Below are 18,598 nucleotides of genomic sequence, written 5' to 3'. Positions count from 1 at the left end.
ACTGCATGGGACTTATACCCGCTTCGGAACCTGGCAGCGGTATCTTTGGGTTCTGAAACCTCATGAAACTCGACGCATTTAAAGCCCTTCACTTATACCGGCAGGCCGAACACCTGCGCCACCATGGCCACCTGCTGGCCGAGCGGCGGCAAGACAGCTTCCGCCTGCGCCTGTTTGCACTCGGCGACTTTTACGCCGAAGAATGGCGCGTGTGGGACGAGGAGCGCGTGCTGTTCATTCACCTGTTTCAGCACCCAGCCGGGCTGCGCGACTACCTCGATAATATTCGGCTGCCTGAAGAACTCTAGGGGCCTTTATAGTGGCCTAGGCCTATCAGTAGAGGCCAGCGCCGGATGGCTTGAGTTACACTGCAAATAGCTGCTCGCCGAACACGAGGTAGCCGGGCAACTGTGGCAAGCCCTGAACATACCTTGGCTCGGGCCTAAAAGCTTTGCCGGTGTCGCAGCCGGTGCATACCAGCGCACCACCCGAATCCGTGGATGCTTAAGCGTAGTATCTGCGTTTAGCAGGGGAGGGGCCTGCCCGATGCTATATTCAAGGATAACATTATTTACCTTGACCTCGGCATTGGTGGTTTTGGCCGCACGATGAAGCGAGTCGCTCAGTAGGCCTAAGCCACCTAGGCCAGCTAGCTGAGTGCAAGCCGAACTGCAAGTGTTCCGCGCACCAGCCGGGTTGCTTTCTCTCCTACATTACTCGTTTCATGAAACCGTCGCGTTTGCTGCCGCTGGGGCTGGGCCTACTGAAATTCCTGTCCGGCTTTTTTCTGGCCAGCTCCGCCTATGAGTTGCACCGCGACGAGTACCTCTACCTCAACTATGGTCAGCACTTGGCCTGGGGCTACATTGAAGTGCCACCCCTCACGGCCCTGCAAAGCTGGCTGACGCTGGCCATGGGCGGTGGGTATTTTTGGGTGAAGTTCTGGCCTTTACTCTGGGGTAGCCTCACGGTGTATGTGGTGGCTCGGGCCGTGCAGCGGTTGGGCGGCGGCCCCTGGGCTGTGGTACTGGCTGGGTTGTGCTACCTGCTGGGTGGTTTTGCCCGGCTCAACTTTCTGTTCCAACCCAACTCCTTTGAGGTATTCGCCTTCACGCTGGTTTGCTATTGGCTGATTCGGTATCAGCAGCGACCGGCCTCGCAGTTTCTGTACGGGGTGGGCGTGGTGCTAGGCCTGGCGCTACTGAACAAATACTCCACCCTTTTCTTTCTGGCGGCCCTGCTAGGCAGTCTGCTCCTGACCCCGGCCCGCCGGGCATTGGCTACCCGCGCATTCTGGGTGGGGGCCGCGCTGGCGTTGTTGCTGTGGCTCCCAAATGTGGTGTGGCAGCTGCGCCACGGCATTCCGTTTCTGCACCACATGCAGGAGCTGCACGATACGCAGCTGGTGAATGTGAACCTGGGTGAGTTCTGGAAAGATCAGCTGCTGATGTGCGTGCCCGCCCTGTGGGTGTGGGTGCCGGGACTGTTGGCGCTGCTGTTCTCCCCAACATTTCGGGCTTACCGCGCCGTAGGCCTCATTTATTGCCTCGGGCTGCTGATTCTGACCGTGCTGCACGGCAAGAGCTATTATGCGCTCGGCTACTATCCCATTTTGTTTGCCGCGGGTGCCGTGTGGTGGGAGCAGCGGCTGGCGCACTGGCCTAGCGCCGGCCGGTGGCTGCGGCCCGCGCTGCTGGTGCTGCCGTTTCTTATAGTGATTCCGCTCTATCCTTTCCTGACCACGCTCTACGCCCCGGCGCGGCTGGAGCAGCTAGCAGAGGCCTACCGCGGCACCGGCGTACTGCGCTGGGAAGACGGCCAGGACCATGCCCTGCCCCAGGACTTTGCCGACATGCTGGGCTGGCAGGAGCTGGCCGAGAAAACCTGGCAGGCCTACCAGGCGCTGCCCGACTCAACCCGCGCCCGCACCCTCATCAAATGCGACAACTACGGCCAGGCCGGCGCCATTAACTACTATAACCGCAACCGGCCCATGCCTGCGGCGGCAAGCTTCAACGGCAGCTACTTGTACTGGCTGCCGCCTCGTCCGGCCCAGTCTTATACGCATCTATTGCTGGTGGGCGAGGGCAACCCTGCTGAGTTGGTGCCATATTTTCAGGAGTTCCGGAAAGTGGGCGAAGTCAACAACCCCTATGCCATCGAGCGAGGTACCACCATCTACCTCGGTACCCACCCTAATAGCGCCCTGCTAGCCCGGGCCTACCGGGAGCACCAAGAGGAAGTAGCCAAGTGGGAAAGCAACGGCATTAGTCTCGGTCGAACCGCTCCAGCAGCAGCGGGAAGATGATGACCTCGCCGTAGAGCGCGGCGGCAATAGAAAGCGAAGTCAGCAGTCCGAACAGAAACACGGTTTGCAGCGAGGCCAGCATCATCACAGCGTAGCCGCCAAACAGCACGGCACTGGTCAGGACGATGGTGGGCCCTACGTGGGCAACGGTAGCGTGGCGCGCTGCGGCCGGCCCGAGGCCCAGGCGGCGCTGCTCGCGGTAGGCATGAATAAAATGCACGGTATCATCGGTGCAGAAGCTGAGCACGATGGCTGCAATACTGGCCGTGGCCGTATCAAGCGCAATGCCCGCCCAGCCCATCACGCCCAGCAGTACCACCACCGGAAACACGTTTGGAATGAGCGCCAGCAGTGCCAGCCGGAAGTTGCCCACAAACACCCACACCAACCCCAGCACCAGCAAAAAGGAAAGCAGCAGGCTATTGGTCTGGGAGGTAGTAACGTAGTCGGTGATGCGGGCGTAGAGCGGCTGGTAGCCGGCCGGGCGCACGCGGGCTACCGGTCCCAGAGTGTGCCCAGCCATGCGAAGTAGCGTATCGGTGGTGGCGGTAAGCTGCCTTGCCGACAGCATCCGGCCTGATACGGTAATGCGGCCCGTGCCCGTGGGCTGATGCGCAAACTGCGCCAGTAGCTCGGGGTAATCCTGCTGAAGGCGGACTCCTATGTCATGCACTGCCCCCGACTGGCCTAGCAACCGGCCGCCACGCGGGCCAAAGCGGGTTTCTAGGCCAGCCTGATAAAGGGAGTGGAAGCCGAATACCTGCCCCGCGCTCCGCAGCGTTCGGGCCGAATCGGCGAAGGCGGCGGCGGCCTGCAGCACGGCCGGGCTGGCCAGGGAGTAGCCAGGGCGAGGCTCCACCAGCAGCTCCAGCGGCAGGTACGGCCCCCAGGCCGCTTCCAGGGCCTGATGGTCGCGCACGACGATATGATTGGCGGGCAGGTAGCCTAGCGTGTAGGTATCGGCGCGCAGGTGGGTGGCGCCCCAGAGGCCAAGGCTTATCAGCACCCCGGAAACCGCCGTAGCCAACTGCCGATGCCGGAGTACCAGCGCATAAAAGGCCACCAAGCGGTTACTGGTCGTGCGGGTGGTACGCGGGCTAGGCGCGGCGTGCGGCAGAATAAGCACACCCAGCCCGAAGGTAAATACCAGGCACAGCCCAATGCCGAGCGCCGCGAAAATGCCAAATACGCGCAGTATGGCCATCGGGCTGCTGAGCAGGGCCAGAAAGCCGGCCACGGTGGTAAGCATAGTGGCTAAGCAGGGGCGGACCAGGTTGCGCAGGGCCTGCAGCGTATCGGCGGGGCCGGTGCTGCCAGGGCGTGCCAGGTGGTTGCGCTCGTTTACCACGTGTAGGGCATCCATCAGCCCCAGCAGAATAATGATTACGGGTAGCAGCACCGTCATTAGGTTCAGGCGATACCCCAGCAGGCCGTACACGCCCAGCGTCACATACGTAGCCAGACTCACGATGCCGAGCGTGTAAAGCAACAGCCACAGGTTGCGGTAGAGCAGCCAGAAAATCAGGAACATCAGGGCATAGCCAAGGCCCAGAAACAACCCGAAGTCTTGCTGGGAAAGCGCATTGAGGCCCGCATACACTACGCCCACGCCACCCAACCAGAAGCTGCCACGGGGCACGTGCGCAGCCGTTATGGCCCGGAGCTGGCCTAGAATCTCACCGCGGCGGTCGTCGAAATTAGGGCTGGCCCGCAACACTACCAGCAGGCGGGCCGTGCGGTAATCGGGGCTAAACAGTTGCTGGCGCAGCGTAGGCCGCCGGTCGAGGTAGCGACGCACGGCGGCTGGCGTAGCGGCAGAGTCGAGGAGAGGGCGGGCGGCGCGTAGGCCATCGGGGGCGGGCACGGTAGTGGTGCCGGCGCTTAGCACAGCGGCTACATCGGGGTGGCTTTCTAAGGCTAGGCTTAGCTGCCGCAACCGCTGAAAGCTACGCGGGGTGAGGAGGGAAGCGGAGTCGTGTACCCCAATAATGACTACCTCATCATTGCCGAAGCGCCCCTGAAAGGCATGGTAGGCCACCAAGGCTGGGTCGCCCTCCAGAAACCAGGCGGAAAGGCTGTTATCTACCTGCACCCCCGACCGCACGCCCGGCCAAAGCGCCGTGCACAGCATGAGCAGAAAAGCCAGAAACAGGTAGCGCCATTTGTACAAAGCAGAAATCATGAGCGGGTCGGTAACTCGACGAATCAGTAGGCGTCAATGCTGCCCCGAAGAAACTTGCTTTCACGGCCTTCAACGCGAAATAAGTACAGCATACATGACTTCTTGTAGTGCAGGAAGAGCTGGGGTGATTAGAGAAATTAGTGCAGTAATATGCTGTCAAATAGTGCTTTGCGATCAGTAGTCGGTCGAATAATTTAGACTTATGAGGTGTAAATGCTTTTTCAGATACTAGCATCAGAGCCGCCCGACATTGCCTATTGTTGCAGACATAAATCCTCAGCTTCTAGAGGTAGGAAATCACCCCCGCAATGATGTCACACGCCATGCCTTTTCCCGCTTCCCGTGCATTTGCCGCGTACTTGCAGGAGCGGTTTCCGCCCGTGAACATGGCGCTGTTCGCCATTGTGTTCCTGACGGTGCGGGCCGTGGTGGTGGCGGCAGGTGGAGCGGCCACGTTCGGGCTGCGCGAGGTAGCGGGTATTGCGGCTACCATCTCGTTTTTCTATCGGCTGCGGGTGTTTGATGAGCTGAAAGACTATGCCGCTGACTTGGAGCATCATCCGGAGCGGGTGCTGCAGACGGGACGGGTTACGTTGCGGCAGCTGGGCATAGTAGCCTTGCTGGGTAGCGTGGGCGAGCTGCTCTGGTCGGCTTGGATGGGGCCGCAGGCGCTGGCCGGGTGGGGGCTGGCGGCGGGTTACAGCCTGCTGATGCGCTACGAGTTTGGCGTAGGCCACTGGCTGCGGCCCCGGCTGCTGCTCTATGCCGGTACCCACCTGCTCGTAATGCCCCTCGTGATTTTGTGGTTGTGGTGGGCGCTGGCCGGGCCTGGGGCTTTGCCGGTGGTATTTGGGCTACTGGCAGCGTTAAGTTTGCTGGGTGGCCTAGCCTTCGAAATAGCCCGCAAAATTCGCCCTGCTGAAATACCAGGCCTCGATTCTTATTCCCGGGAACTGGGCTATGGTGGCGCCATTGCAGCCGTGCTGGTGGTGCTGCTCGGTGGGGTGCTGGTGCAGGGGATGCTACTCAGGTTGCTGCACGCCGGGCCGGTGCCGCTGATACTATTAGGGCTGCTTTACCTCATCACGGCCGCGCACTACTTCCGGGCCTGGCGCCAGCCTGAGGTTGCCCGACTGAAGCGCGCCGAGCTGCTGACGTCACTTTTTATGCTGGTCAGCTACGTTTCCATTCTGGCCGAAATTCATGGCCTCGGTCACCGCTTAGACTAAAGCAGGTTAAACGGCCAAGGACGTAGCGTCAGAATTGGCCTTCTCCATATCAGTAAGCGAAACACATTTCTAGTAATGAGCCGGAGTGCCTTTGTGAGGCGAAACGTACGGCTCCTATCATATTCCTCCATGGTACTGCTCGATGATACATCTCCTGCCACTCGCCGCGCTTTTACGCCTGGTGGCAAAGCCGCAGGCTTGTATCGGCTACGAGAGCTTGGGTTGGCAGTACCGCGCTTTTTGGTGGTGCCGGCTGAGGCCTTCGACGCGGCCTTGCAGGATCTGCCCGTTACCCCGGCGGGACTAGCGGAGCGAGCCGACCGGCTGCGAGAGTTCCGGCTGCCAGTGGCCGAGGAAATCGCGCTAGGCCAGGTGCTGGCGGGGTGGGGCTTCCCGGCGCGTCCGGTAGTAGTACGCTCCTCCGTGGCCGATGAGGATGGCACTACCGCCGCGTTTGCCGGCCTCATGGATACCTTCCTGAACCTGAGCGCCCTACCCGCCGTGCTAGCGGCCATAGGCCAGTGCGCCGCCAGTGCTTACTCGGCGCGGGCGGTGGCCTACCGGCAGCAAAAGGGGTTGCCGTTGGCGGCTCGACCGGCTGTGGTGGTGCAGGTGCAGTTGGCGGCGGAAGTAAGCGGCGTGCTGTTCACCTCGTACCCCGAGTACCCGCTGTATCAAGCCATTCATGCCGTGCGCGGGTTTGGGGAAGGGCTGGTTGGGGGGCACTTCAACCCACAGGAGACCTACCTGCGCAAAACAACCGGCGTGGTATGCGGACAGCGGCTTCCGCCGCAACCGGAGCAATACGTGGTCAGCGCCGCCGAAAGCGGCTTGCAGCTGGCCCCCGTGCCCGTCGCAGGCCAGGATAGTGAATGCCTAACGAAGGCACAACTGGCAGAGCTACACGCCATTGGAGAGCGGCTGGAAAGCCTGACCGGGCGGCCCCAGGACGTAGAATTTGTGGTGGCGGAAGGCAAGGTGTGGGTGGTGCAGATGCGCCCCATCACGCAGGCTATGCCGGAGGTGGTGGTGTACGACAACTCCAACATTCAGGAGAGTTACTGCGGCGTTACTACGCCTCTCACATTCAGTTTCGCCCAGCGTGCCTACGCCACCGTGTACCGTCAAACCATGCGCGTGCTAGGCCTGCCGCCTGCCCTGGTAGCCGCCCACGAAACGGTGGTAACCCAACTGCTAGGCCTGGTGCAAGGGCGTATTTATTATAACATCAACCACTGGTATCAAGGCCTGCTGCTGCTCCCGTCATTCAGCCAGAACAAGGCCGACATGGAGCGCATGATGGGCCTAGAGGAGCCCGTAGACCTGGTGCAGAGCCGCGCCCGGAGCTGGCCAGAACGCCTCCGGATGCTGCCGCGCCTGCTGCTTAACTTGGGGCGGTTACTGCGGGCTTTTCAGCAGCTCCCCAACCGCATTGCCGGGTTTCAGGCCGACTTCCAAACGCACTATGCGCGGTTCTACCAACTGCCGCTGGCGTCATTAACCGGCGCGGAATTGCTAGCTGAAAAAGCCCGCCTCGATACTGGTTTGCTGGAGCAGTGGACTACCCCCATTGTGAATGACTTTCGGGTAATGATGGCCAATGGCCGGGCCCTGCGCCAGCTGCGCCGTAGTGGCCTAGGCCACCCGGAAGAGTTTCTGCACCGCTACCTTTCCGGCGACGAAGACCTGCCCAGTGCTCAGATTCCGCACCGTATGCAGCAGTTGGCGCAACAGGTCGCGGCCATTTCCGGCCTGCAAGCGTTGCTGCTTGAGTTGCCAGCTGATGTGCACACGCAAGTGGCCCAACTCGCGCCCAACTTTCACGCCGCAGTTTCGGAGTTCATTCAGCAGTACGGCGACCGGACTGTGGGCGAGCTAAAGCTCGAGACGCACACCATGCGCCTGCAGCCTCGTATCTTCTACCAATACCTGCGCAACTACCTCGTCGGCGCCCCCGAACCGCGTAGTGGGCGGCCAAGCCCCACGTCGCTCAGTGCCAACGCCGAAGCAGAGCTTAGTCAGGCGCTCCTAGGCCACTCCTGGTGGCAGCGCCGTCAAACGCGCAAGGCGCTGACGCAGCTGCGCGACGCCATTCATGCCCGCGAAGCCTTGCGCCTGGAGCGGACGCGGCTGTTCGGGATGTACCGGGCGCTCTACCTGGCGGCCGGTGAATGGCTCGCGCAAGCGGGGTACTTGGGAACTGGCCGAGATATTTTTTACCTAACCGAAGCCGAGATAACAACCGCTCTACAAGGGCAGCCGACTCTGAGCTTACGAGAGAAAGTAGAAAGCCGGCGGGCTGAATTTGCCGCCTACACACAGGTAGAAGTACCCGCCCACGTAACCGTACCCGCGCCCCCCGTCTTCGACCAAGAGTCAGCGCATGACCACGACGACAGCCTAGGCCAGTGGCGCGGGACGGGCTGCGTGCCGGGCGTGGTAGAAGGCGAAATCCTGGTGATTCGTACTCCCGAAGACAACCTGGATGTGGCGGGCAAAATTGTGTGTGCCTTACGCACCGACCCCGGTTGGGCAGTACTGTTTCCGAACTGCCGGGCCGTGGCCATCGAAAAAGGCTCGGCCCTGTCGCACTCCGTCATTCTGCTGCGCGAGCTGGGCATTCCCACCATCATCAACGTGCCCGGCCTCACCCGCCACCTGCACTCCGGCCAGCACCTGCGTTTCAATGGCGGTAGTGGGGAGCTACAGGTGCTTACCCTAACCAAGGACAGCGTAGCTGGGACTGATGAAACGAAAGTAGAAAGCAGCATAGCTCCATGCTGACGCGAGAACGAGGTAGAGACGCGGCACTTCGCGTCTTCTCGTTGAACCACAGGTCGGCGTAGCCAACGACTGGTCTAGAATACCCTAGTAACCAACACCAGCATGCTCCGAGCCGCAACCTGAAGGTCGGCGGAGCCAAGTGTCGGATCTCCATAATCCAATCGTCAGTGCGCCAGTGGACTACATGCTTAGCATAATGGTCAAAGGAGCCCAACGACCTTTAGTTTAAACGCTACCATCAAACATCTCATGCTCACCGATACGCTTGCGGTTATTCCATACGCTGGCACACTGCCAGCAGGCTTTTTTGAGGTTGCCCTGCCTGCCCAAGCTCCGAGGCCGGATGAGCAGATGCTGACGACCCTGTTTGCGGAGGAGGCTGAGCGCTACAACATCATTTTCTTTACTGATTTCGCGCAGGTTCGGCTTGTAGGCCAGTTCCCCAAGGAAGGAGGCGAGGCCCGATTTGGTTTCTGGGAAAGTAGCCCCGATGCCACCGCCAACGCACAGGCCTTTGCCGCCCTCGAAGCGGAAGCTCGCCGCCGGGGCTGCCCAGCCCTAACCGGCCCTCTGGACTTCAACACGTTTCAGCGTTACCGGCTGCGGGTGGGCGCTGCGCCTTCCTGGGGCCGTTTCGACCGGGAGCCCACCAACCCCACGTACTACCCGCCGCTGCTTGAGGAGCTAGGATTTCGGGCGCATCTGACTTTCGAGAGCCGCCTCATTCGGCCCGAAACGGTGCCGGCCGTATACACCGATAAGCAGCCGCTGCTGGACGCACTAGCCGCGTTGCCATTCGAGTTTTTACCGCTCAACGCCGATACGTGGCCGCAGCACGAGGCGGAGTTGTTTGAGCTGGTGCAAGCGGTATTTGGTGCTAACCCAGCATACCGGCCAGTATCGGAGGCCCAATTTCGAGGGTTATACAATCGCACGTATGCGGCGGGATTGTGCCCGCACACCTCCGTATTGCTGCGCGACCAGAACTCAGGGCAATTAGCGGCGCTAAGCTTGTGCCAGCCTAACTATGCGCCGCTAGGCCAAGCCGCCACCCAGCCGCCTGACTTCCAGCGCGACTACCCGCGTCTCACGGCCCCCACGCTGCTGGCCAAAACGGTGGGCGTGCACCCCAGTTTCCGCAACCGCGGCCTCATGAATGCCCTTGGCGCCTACGGCATGGTGCACTTTCGAGAGTGGTATCAGCAGGTGATTTTCTGCCTCATGCGCACCGATAACTTCTCCCTCCACTTCACCGACGGCCTCCCCACTGAAATCGCGCATTACGCGCTGTACAGAAAGGAATTATGAATTCAGAATAGCCAAAACAGCCCGTCATCCTTTCTTTGTCAGGATGACGGGCTGTTGGTTAGGGCTGCCGTGGCTATCTGGTCGGGATTAGACGGCTGCTACCTTCTTTACTGTTTCTGGCTGGGGTAGAAACTCCTCCAATGTGTCAAATAAGCTATTCACTACCCGGGGCAGGAAGGGGTAAGGGCTGACCGCATGGGCCATCAGGTACATGCCCAGCCGGTGCAAGCCGAAGTTCAGAGCCGCTACTCCGAAGGTGTGCCCAAACGCATCGGCATCAGCATAAGAGCCGGTGAGCTGGTGGAGCTGCTGGCGGTAGTACTCCAAGTAGGTGGCGCGCAGGTGGTAGCGGTCGGCATCGAGCACGAAGCAGAGCAGTTCAGCAACATCGTAGTGCGGCACGTGGTAGGTAGCCAGCTCCCAGTCGTAGGCGCAGAACTGCAGTTGCCCGGCTGGGGTGCGGCGGAAGCAGGTATTGCGCGGGTTTAGGTCGTTGTGAATGAGGGTGTGTGGTTCAGCGGCCAGGGTAGCGGCATGCTGGGGAAGATCAGCTAGGGCCCGGCGGAGGTGGCCTACGCGAGCTGGGGAGTACAGGTCAGGGAAATGCGCGGCCGCGCTATCCAGCAGCCCTTCCCACAGCGGTACTTGCTCTAGCAGGTAGATAGGCCCCGCGCACTCGCCACCCGGGAGGGCGGGCAGCTGGGGCGGCGCGTGAAGGTGACCGGCGTGCCAGACGGCTAGCTGGGCGAGGGCCACACGCAAGTGAGCATCGGTCCAGGCCTGGGGCTGCATCACGGAGTTTAGCAGCTCTACGTCTTCCAGGTATTCCATCAGCACCACGTACACACCGTTTTCTGCATCGGCGTGCAGGCCCCATATGCTCGGCAGCAGGGGGTGGCAGGCGTGCTGCTCATACACGGCCAGCTCCCGGCCGTGGGTATGGGCAAAGCCCGTGCGAGCCTCGTAGTATGGGTACACCGAAGCCAAGGGCTCACCGGTAGCCTGGGCCAGGCTTGCCAGCATGGCGGCCACCTCCGTACCGGGCGGCTTCAGCTTCAGCACAAGGCGTCGGGTTTCGGCTAGGCCACCCGCCCGCCACGTTACCTCCACCCCGAAGTGGCCTACCGGCCGGCCGGCGTGCCCGGCAGTGAGCACCGCCAGAATACTAGCTGAGTTATCTACTGAAAAAGGCTGGACCTGTTCCACTCGTAAATCAGCGGGGGCGCCGGGGCGGGCCCGGAGCAAGCTTTCCAAAAACGCAGGCGAGAAATAGTAGGCAGTATCCATGGCTGATATAGGGAGAGAAGTGACAACCAAACGTGGCGGCTAGCGCTGGTGGTAGGCCAGGGGCGCAGTGGCTTCAACGGGCACTGGTACCAGCTCCGAATCAAAGACCCGGACGCTGCGGAAGTAAAAGCAGCTGTCCGTGTCGGTCAGCGCCTGAGACAGGTCCTTGTCGAGGGGGAGTGTACCTGGTGCTTCTCCCTGGGGCTGGAGCAGGTTCCAGAAAACCAGCCGCAAGTGCCGCTCCGGGTCCTGGAGCAGAGCCTTCGTAACGCGCTGAAATTCCGCTGCACTGACGTACTCGAATATGTTTGATAAGCTGGCTTTGGTGATATGGCGGCCCGCTGGTGAAAGCAGAAAATCACTGGCCTCGCCCTGGCGGATTTGCAGCACTGGCAGCCGCTCACGCAGCGCCCCAAAGTTCTTGGTTTGGTAGCACGGCGGCAGCAACCGCTCAGGCATGTGAGCGGGGCCAAAAAAGAAGAATCGCAGAAAGAAGTTGTCGCGGGCTAGTTGGGTGCGGAGCTGCTGCCGTAAGCGGGCATAAAACGCCTCCCCTCCCGATTCGGGCGCGTAGCGGAACAACTGCGGGTCGCGCCCTTTACTCAGGTTGGCCTCGTCGAAATACCGGATAAACTGCTCCTGGAAGGCGGTGCCGTGCAATTCGCGCTCAAAGAACTCCACCTGGCTAGCCGTAGTGGCAAAGGTGAATAAGCCATGCAGAGCCGCTTGCATAGCCAAGGGCAAACCGGGCAGAAAGTCTGTCAAATAGGTTTCCAGGCGGCCCGCCGTCAGTAGGCCACCTGGGTGACTTGTAAAAAATGGCGCCCAGTACTGCCGCAACGCGCAGGGCATTGTAGGAGCCACCTGCGCCCAAGTAGCAGCTACTTCCTCAAGGCCCTTTAGGCCCAGCAGTGCCTGAAATACCTCCGCCGAATGATACTTAATCAGGTAGCACTTAAAGGAGAGCAGGTGGTTCTGCACCGGGTTCAGATCAAGGGCCGTGACGCGCTTGGCCCCCGCCAGCAATGTATTGAGCGCGTTGCAGCCCGCCGAGGTAATAACCAGCACTTCATCAGCTGGATTCAGCTCAAGAGCCTGATACAAGGTGCGGCTATCTTCCCACACCAGGGAGTACCGGACACGGTCGAGGGCAACGTTATAGAACTCAGAATTCATGGCAGTAAGGAATGGGAGGGTAATAAGAGGAGCCGAAAAGCACTCTCGGCGTTGCGCGCAAGTGCCCCGCTAGGCCAGCTCAGCGTATAAAATCTTGGAATGATGTCGCCTGTCCACTGGCAGCTCTGCCCGGAACAGCAGGCTAACCGGCAAATCTGAGGGGAAGCACTGGCCTAGCACCGTCCACAAGGCGGGCTCTAGCGCCGCGGTACCCTGCACGTATACCGTAAAGCCGTTGGCAGTAGGCCTAGCCGCTACGCGGGCCACCCCTGGCACGGTACTAAGGGCGTGCTCTAGCTGATAGTGCTGCACCCCCGCCACAATGATTTCGTTGCCTTTGCGCCCCGTGAGTATTAGCCGCTGCTCGGCATCGAGGTAACCGAAGTCACCGGTCAGGAACCACTCTGCCTCGGCCACCGCTACGTGTGGGCCGCGTACTGCTAGTTCACCTACCTGCACCCAGTTTCCAGCGGGCGTCCGTACCTGGCCTAGGGGGCGCAGCTCCCAGGTAAGCTCTGGCCGGAGGTGGCCTACGCAATACCCCGCCGCGGGCGGCGGAGCAGGGGAGGCAGCGGCCTCTCGAATGGCTAAGGGCTCCGCCTCAGAAGATCCATAAATAATGATTCGTTGGGCCGCCGGGAAGTAAGGCTGCAAGGCCGCCAGCAGTACTTCGGGTACCGGCGAGCCACCAATGCCCAAGGCTACTACTTCAGGGAAAACGGTGGGGTGCTGGGTTAGGTGTTCCAGCAGTCGGCGGAAATAGAATACGTTGCCGGTGAGGGTGTGAACCGGACCGGTGCGTAGCTGCTCTACTACCGTCGCGGCCTCTAGCTGGCGCACATCTAGGGCGGGCACCGCTGGGAGCACGCTGGTTACGCCCGCCGCCAGGTTATGCAGGAGGACATTCGGGAACAGCGGGAAATCGTGCTGGCCAGGCAGGGGGGGGAAAGCGGCCTTCAGGGTAAGGTGTTGGGCCGTGAGCACGGCGTGGGTCCGCACCACTGTTTTAGGCGCGCCGCCCGTGGAGCCAGAGCTATACGAAACCAAGGCGGGCTGATTAGCAGGTACCGGCTGAGGGCGCAACGGAGATATGGCAGCCGAACTTGCCGCCGGAGATATTACCAAACGTAGGCCTCTCAGCCGAGCTAGCAGCCGGGCCCAGGCCGGTACGGCATCGCTCACTAGTGCTACTCCAATGCCCTGCTGCTTAGCTAGCAGTCGAAGGCTACTGGGAGTGCTGCCCGCTGGTGGGAGCACCGGCACTGCTCCTACTGCCAACAGGCCTAGTAGCCCACTCAGCAGAGCCGGCCCCACCGGTAGTACTAGCAACACCCGCTGCCCAGGCTGCACCCCGTGGCTGCCTAACCGCACGCTCATAGCCCCAATGCGGCCCAACAAGCTCCGACCGGTATCAGCGGCCGGGGCTTGTTGGCCGGGCAGAGCGGGCCACTGCACCCAGACCTGTTCGGCGGGGTGGGTAGTAAGCGTGTGGTGAATCAGCTCGTAGAAATTGGCAGACATGAGGGCAGGAGCAGAGCGCAACAGGTGGAGCAGGGCCGCCGGCAGGTATCCGGCGGTGTATGCTTCAAATGGAGCCTTATTCCCTTCCGATTCAAAACCACAAGCGCAATTTCGTAGACTTTTCAGCACTCAGACAAACAATGGATATACTGGTCTAGAAGAGCCTTAAATGCATAAAAAAGTCCCGACAGGCAGTTGCTGTCGGGACTTTTGGGAGGGGCTATGTTTTACTATATATCCTTACGGGCGCTCTACTTCCAGAATCTCTTCTTTGGTGAGCATAATTCGGAGGTCGTACCGGGTTAGCTCTACTGGCTCGGCGGCGTAGTTCTCTGGCTTGTTGAGCTTGCCGACTTCGGTCTGGCTTTCCATCTCATAGTTGTTGGGCAGCAACTTCACGCTGTTGCCGGTTACGTCCTGCACCTTGAGGAGGGAATAGTGCCCGTTTTCGGTGCGGATGTGATACAGGTCGCCGGGGTGGGGGGCCTGAATAAACGTCTGAGTGTTTTTCTGGCTCTGGTTATGCACAATAATTCCCCACACGATGGCAATTGCTAACAGCGCCAAGCCGCTGAAGTGCCATAGGGGTACGCGTACCCGCTGCTTCACTTCCTGAAGAGTTTGTTTCAGGTTGGGGTCCATTTCCTTGGCCTGCACTACTTGGCGGCAGTGGCCACACTCAGCTACACCAGTCTTACCGAAGGGGAATAGAGGAATCCAGTAGATGTGCGCATAACGCCCAAATACACTTACGCGTCGGCTGTCAGGAGTAGCGCAGGAGGGACAAGAGCCGGGTACTGCCTCCGTGGTGAGATGAGAGGCGCGATGGCCGTAAATGATCATAAATGCAGCTAAGCAGTAGAAGGCAGCCTGCCAATGGTATTCGCAGGCACTTGCATAGGATCAGGGAAGAATGTTGATTGCATAATATTCGGGTTTTTCAGGCGAATTTCCGCACCTGCTCCCGAAAAAGTGCCCTACTGCCGCTGCCCGAACCGCTGCCCAAAAAAGTCGCCACTGTTCCAGGTGGGGCGGCTGGGGCTTTGTGCTACCAAGTAGCCAATCAGGAAGTTAAGCTGCACATACTTTTTGCCTGCTTCAAAGTCAAATACCCCATTGATATCGTCCTGGGGCTTGTGGTAGGTAACGGCGCGCCACTTCTGCACCTGCTCGCTGAGGTTATTCTTGCCATCGGTGGTGCGGTTGCCGTATTTGATGTGCAGCGCCGGAATGCCCTGAGCTACAAAGCTGTACTGATCGGAACGAATAAAGCGGTTCTGATCTGGTTCGGGGTCGGCCTCCACCGTCAGGCCCAGATACTGCGCCGCCTCAGCTACTGGCTGGCTTAGGCTAGAGTGCTGCGCGCCCAGTGGCACTACCGAGAGCAAGGGCGCTATGATAGTGGGCATGTCGGTATTTACGTCGGCCACGATGGCGGACTTTGGCACCGTAGGCCTCGCGGCGAAATAGGCCGAGCCGAGCAGCCCCAGTTCCTCGCCCGTCTGGAGCACCAGCAGAATGCTGCGTTTGGGTTTTTCTTTGAGCTGAGAGTACAGCCGGGCAATTTCGAGTACTGAAGCCACCCCCGAGGCGTTGTCGTGAGCCCCATTGTAAATCGAGTCGCCTTGCACGGGTGTGCTCACGCCCAAATGGTCAAGGTGAGCTGAGTGCACCACGTACTCATCGCGCAGCTTAGGATCAGAGCCCACAATTTTTCCCACCACATTGTAGCTCTCGAAATCCTGATAAGCCGATTGCCAGGTGGCAGCCAAGGTTCCGCGCAGGGGTACCGGCGCTGGCTTGCCTTGGCGCAGGTTGCCGAGCACCTGGGCCGTATCGGAGGCGGCATTACGCAACAGGGCCTGCAGGCCCGCCGCAGATAAGGTGCCCGTCATGGTGAAGCCCGAGCCACTGATGAAGCCCCGAGCCGCTGCTACTTTCCCATCAGGGCCCAGCACACTGGTAGTTGACAGAGGGCGAGCTACCGCCGCGGCGGCCGCGGCAGGGGCAGGCCTAGGGGCCGCAAACAGCACCCCTACGGCCCCGCGTTGGGCGGCGGTTTGCACCAGCAAGGTCTGATCTTGGCTGGCGGCGGCTACAGTGCTAGGGAAATTGCGAGGGGCGCCGCGCACAATTACTACCACTTTACCTTTCACGTCCAAGCCCTGGTAATCGTCGTAGCCTTGGTCGGGGGCAGAAATTCCGTACCCCGCAAACACCAGCCCGGTTGGAACCAGTGTAGTTTCCGGGAACTCGGGGTGAGGATAGAGGTGCACCTCGGTGGGCGCTAGTGGAACATTACCCCCGGCTGGTTGATAGGTTACGGTGGCGCCTGGGCGCACGGTAGCCCGGCGCAGGCGCACCCGCTGGGTGAAGCTACCTTCTTCGCCGGCAGGCTGCACGCCAAAGGTTTTAAGTTGGCCCGTAACGTACTCTACCGCCATCTGATACCCCGGAGTGCCGGGCTTGCGGCCTAGCAGCCGGTCATCGGCCAGGTACTGAATGTGGGCTTTGACATCGGTAGGCTTAACCTTAAGTAGTGCCTTAGCAACCCGCTTCGGGACGAGGGGAGCAGTTTGAGCAGCAGCCGGACCAAGGAGTGGAACACTGGCCGCCAGGAGAAGGAAAATTCGTTTCATCGCCCCAAAATACGCAAACAGCCCACTAGAGTAATGGGCTGCTGTCTTCTCCGACGCCAGTAGAAACGAGAAGCTCCCACCCAGCATCCAGATAGTGATCTGTTTAACTGAGTGGGAGCTTGCTACTAACAAGCGGAAGTTGGGCAGTGAGTATCCACGTCTTAGCGGGGAAATCGTGGCTTGCGCTTCCGCATACTTCTACGAGAAGCTAAGATTGAAGCAAGGCCGATTGCTCTACCTGAGTAAGCAAGGATTCAATTTGTGCTGCGTGAGCGTCAATTCGTTCTAGGCCTAGCCGAGCCTCCTCTAGCTTGCCATTCTGGTGCTGTTGCACCAACGAGCGGGCGGTGTCCAACATTTTGGAAAGCTCACTTTCCAGGTAAAAAACAGCAGGAATACCGCCGTAACGAGGTTTTACAATAGAGTACAGCCATTCGCCGAGCGGATTCTGCCGTAGCGAAAACAGCGTTTCATCAGGCTCCCGCACGCCGTACAGAACCGAGCGAAGCCGGGACTTGAACAGCACCAGCTTGATACGAGCCTGTTGAAAATCCAGATTAGTTATCTCCATGCGCGGCAGGATAGTAGCCCGAAAGCAGAGTGGGAAACATCCTTATTGTACATCAGCGCTAGGGTTTTCTAGGGCTTGGCGAGCCAGCACTAGGTCAGTAACATCAAAGGCAAACACTGTGATGCCAGCTTTCTGGTCACCTTCTGTAAAGAGTTGATAGGTGAAGTTGAGGAAGCTGCGTTGCAGCTCTCCGCTGCCATCCCGGTCGAGCATAATCTCATGCTCCTTACCAATAAACGTTTCGCCCGTGTTATACACGTTATCCAGTATAGTAATGAACCCTTGTTCTACTACTTCTGGCAGCGCTTCGGCCACCGTTTTGCCCGTCAGCTGGCGGTGCGGAAACAGCTTCTGATACTCTGGGTTTACAAACTCAAACTTGTGTTCTGTTCCCCGCAAAATGCAGATCAGCGCGGGCGTTTGCATGAATAAGTTGTAGAAGGTGGTGCGCTGCTGCTCGGCCATTTGCAAGGCCTGGTAGGCCTGGTCAGACAGCGCGGCCTGCTGCTCGTTGGTTTCCAGCAGCTCCTGAACCAGCTGTTTCTGGTCGTGAATGTCGGTGCCACCACCAACCCACATAGAAATTTGGCCATCGGCATTTAGGCGGGGCAGGCCGTGCATCAGCACCCAGCGGTACTGGCCATCGGCGCGGCGCAGGCGATACTCCACCTGGTAAGGCTGCCCCGTAGTCACCGACTGCCGCCAGCTCTGCTCTACCCGGGCCCGATCGTCGGGGTGCAGGGCCTCAATCCAGTTGCCTGCTAGCTGCTCCTCCAGCGTGCGGCCGGTGAACTGCAGCCAACGGGTATTAAAGTAGTCCCGCTCGCCGCTGGGGTTGGCCGTCCACACCAGAATGGGCACCGATTCCAGTGCGAAGCGCATACGCTCCTGGCTTTCAGCTAATTCCTGTTGCGCTTGCTCGGCTAGCAGCTTGGCCCGGTACTGCTCCGTCACGTTTCGGGTGCGCTGCAGAATGAACTCTAACTCGCCTTGCGCATTAAAAATTGGATAGTGAGTAGCTTCCCAGTAAAGCTCCTCTAGGCCACCTCCCTGCTCAGTGGGCCGCTCCAAGTCATACCGAATCAGAGGCATGGTGTGTGGTTCGAGGTACCGACGTACGTGCTCATGAGATTCCCGAATAACGGCCGCCGACTGCTCATCAGTGGAAGGGAAGGCCTCAAAAAAAGGCTTGCCTATAACTTCTTCCCGGCTTTTCAACGACACGGCCACGTGGCTTTCGGTGTTGTCGATGATGGTTGCCTCGGGGTTAGGAGCAATTAGCAGGAAGTTCTCGGGTAACGAATGAAATAGATGTTGATAGTCAACTGGGAAAGCAGACGTAGGCATATAATTGAAAAGGCGGAAAGGTGAGGTGTAGGGGGGCGGTGTTGCTCGGTAAATAGAAAAAAGCAGTCAACAGAAGCTTAACTATAAGCCACAGTTGCTGCCAGAACTAACGCAATACGCAAAGGCTAAGTCGACAAAATTCACTAAAAAGCACCAGCTTTTTGCTTCTTATAGTCGAGCTTGCAGTTCTGCTATCTGAATAACTTGTTTCCCTGGGTGAGCAGTAAAACAGAGGGGGAATGAATG

Annotated in this window: 13 protein-coding genes; 5 read left to right on the top strand and 8 right to left on the bottom strand. The window is 59.7% G+C overall.

Annotated elements, in window-relative coordinates; all coding sequences use genetic code 11:
• Positions 1-62: 62 nt before the first annotated feature.
• Positions 63-308, top strand: coding sequence for a hypothetical protein (locus EU557_RS16920; protein ID WP_135531637.1), 246 nt, complete (start codon positions 63-65; stop codon positions 306-308).
• A gap of 416 nt (positions 309-724) precedes the next feature.
• The gene (locus EU557_RS16915; RefSeq protein ID WP_135531636.1) at positions 725-2,308 is read left to right on the top strand and encodes a glycosyltransferase family 39 protein; all 1,584 of its coding nucleotides are present in this window, start codon (positions 725-727) and stop codon (positions 2,306-2,308) included.
• Here EU557_RS16915 and EU557_RS16910 read toward each other — a convergent pair.
• Positions 2,268-4,490 (bottom strand): efflux RND transporter permease subunit, encoded by a 2,223-nt coding sequence (locus tag EU557_RS16910; RefSeq protein ID WP_135531635.1) that lies wholly within the window; start codon positions 4,488-4,490, stop codon positions 2,268-2,270. The genes EU557_RS16915 and EU557_RS16910 overlap by 41 nt on opposite strands.
• 323 nt (positions 4,491-4,813) lie before the next feature.
• On the opposite strand from EU557_RS16910, the gene EU557_RS16905 reads away from it, so the two are divergent.
• The 3 genes from EU557_RS16905 (at position 4,814) to EU557_RS16895 (ending at position 9,811) form a co-directional block, all read left to right on the top strand.
• Entirely contained in the window at positions 4,814-5,719 is a 906-nt protein-coding gene (locus EU557_RS16905) for a UbiA prenyltransferase family protein (RefSeq protein WP_135531634.1), read from the top strand.
• Positions 5,720-5,848: 129 nt separating this feature from the next.
• The gene (locus EU557_RS16900) at positions 5,849-8,503 is read left to right on the top strand and encodes a PEP/pyruvate-binding domain-containing protein (RefSeq protein WP_167855245.1); all 2,655 of its coding nucleotides are present in this window, start codon (positions 5,849-5,851) and stop codon (positions 8,501-8,503) included.
• 249 nt (positions 8,504-8,752) lie between these two features.
• A complete protein-coding gene (locus tag EU557_RS16895; RefSeq protein WP_135531632.1) occupies positions 8,753-9,811 on the top strand; it encodes a hypothetical protein in 1,059 nt (352 codons plus the stop codon).
• A gap of 87 nt (positions 9,812-9,898) precedes the next feature.
• On the opposite strand, the gene EU557_RS16890 is transcribed toward EU557_RS16895, so the two are convergent.
• The 7 genes from EU557_RS16890 to EU557_RS16860 all read right to left on the bottom strand — a co-directional run bounded on the left by EU557_RS16890 (position 9,899) and on the right by EU557_RS16860 (position 18,352).
• Positions 9,899-11,098 (bottom strand): phosphotransferase, encoded by a 1,200-nt coding sequence (locus EU557_RS16890; protein WP_135531631.1) that lies wholly within the window; start codon positions 11,096-11,098, stop codon positions 9,899-9,901.
• 39 nt (positions 11,099-11,137) lie between these two features.
• Positions 11,138-12,274, bottom strand: a complete 1,137-nt coding sequence (locus EU557_RS16885; protein ID WP_135531630.1) for a DUF3419 family protein — start codon at positions 12,272-12,274, stop codon at positions 11,138-11,140.
• A 69-nt stretch (positions 12,275-12,343) separates the two neighbouring features.
• Positions 12,344-13,795: an AMP-binding protein gene (locus EU557_RS16880; RefSeq protein WP_135531629.1), complete on the bottom strand. Its 1,452-nt coding sequence runs from the start codon at positions 13,793-13,795 to the stop codon at positions 12,344-12,346.
• Between the two features lie 240 nt (positions 13,796-14,035).
• A complete protein-coding gene (locus EU557_RS16875; protein ID WP_135531628.1) occupies positions 14,036-14,638 on the bottom strand; it encodes a hypothetical protein in 603 nt (200 codons plus the stop codon).
• 134 nt (positions 14,639-14,772) lie between these two features.
• Positions 14,773-16,434: a M28 family peptidase gene (locus EU557_RS16870; protein WP_135531627.1), complete on the bottom strand. Its 1,662-nt coding sequence runs from the start codon at positions 16,432-16,434 to the stop codon at positions 14,773-14,775.
• A gap of 208 nt (positions 16,435-16,642) precedes the next feature.
• The gene (locus EU557_RS16865) at positions 16,643-17,005 is read right to left on the bottom strand and encodes a CZB domain-containing protein (RefSeq protein ID WP_135531626.1); all 363 of its coding nucleotides are present in this window, start codon (positions 17,003-17,005) and stop codon (positions 16,643-16,645) included.
• 42 nt (positions 17,006-17,047) lie between these two features.
• Positions 17,048-18,352 carry a PAS domain-containing protein gene (locus EU557_RS16860; RefSeq protein WP_135531625.1) on the bottom strand — a complete coding sequence of 435 codons (1,305 nt, stop codon included), beginning with the start codon at positions 18,350-18,352 and terminating at the stop codon, positions 17,048-17,050.
• Between the last annotated feature and the right edge of the window lie 246 nt (positions 18,353-18,598).

Origin of the sequence: Hymenobacter wooponensis, from assembly GCF_004745865.1 — a bacterium.
In the GTDB taxonomy this organism is placed as follows: domain Bacteria; phylum Bacteroidota; class Bacteroidia; order Cytophagales; family Hymenobacteraceae; genus Hymenobacter; species Hymenobacter wooponensis.
This window is presented reverse-complemented; position numbering and strand designations above follow the sequence as displayed.